Origin of the sequence: Mesorhizobium sp. M8A.F.Ca.ET.207.01.1.1, from assembly GCF_004794715.1 — a bacterium.
Taxonomy (GTDB): Bacteria; Pseudomonadota; Alphaproteobacteria; order Rhizobiales; family Rhizobiaceae; genus Mesorhizobium.
In genome coordinates this window covers 1-442 of record NZ_SRUS01000093.1, presented here as the reverse complement: position 1 = coordinate 442, position 442 = coordinate 1, and the positions used below count along the sequence as shown (strand labels likewise).

Annotated in this window: 1 protein-coding gene; it reads left to right on the top strand. The window is 64.3% G+C overall.

Annotated elements, in window-relative coordinates; all coding sequences use genetic code 11:
- Positions 1-442, top strand: a 442-nt coding sequence (locus EN850_RS33610; RefSeq protein WP_136092941.1) for an ATP-binding cassette domain-containing protein, incomplete at both ends; no start/stop codon positions are given.

Genomic DNA, 442 nt, shown 5'->3' with positions numbered 1-442 from the left:
CAGATCGCCTATTTCGACCAGTACCGCGCGGTGCTGCGCGAAGACTGGAGCGCGATCGAGAACGTGGCCGAAGGCCGCGATTTCCTCGAGTTCAACGGCAAGCGCAAGCACGTGCATGCCTACCTGCAGGACTTCATGTTCACCCCCGAGCGCGCGCGTGCGCCGATCACCCGCCTGTCCGGTGGCGAGCGCAACCGCCTGCTGCTGGCCAAGCTGTTCGCGCAGCCGTCCAACCTGCTGGTGATGGACGAACCGACCAACGACCTGGACGTGGAAACCCTGGAGCTGCTGGAAGAGCTGCTGGGCGAGTACACCGGTACGCTGCTGCTGGTCAGCCACGACCGTGACTTCATCGACAACGTGGTGACCTCCACGCTGGTGATGGAAGGCGACGGCGTGATCGGCGAGTACGTCGGTGGCTACAGCGACTGGCAGCGCTATG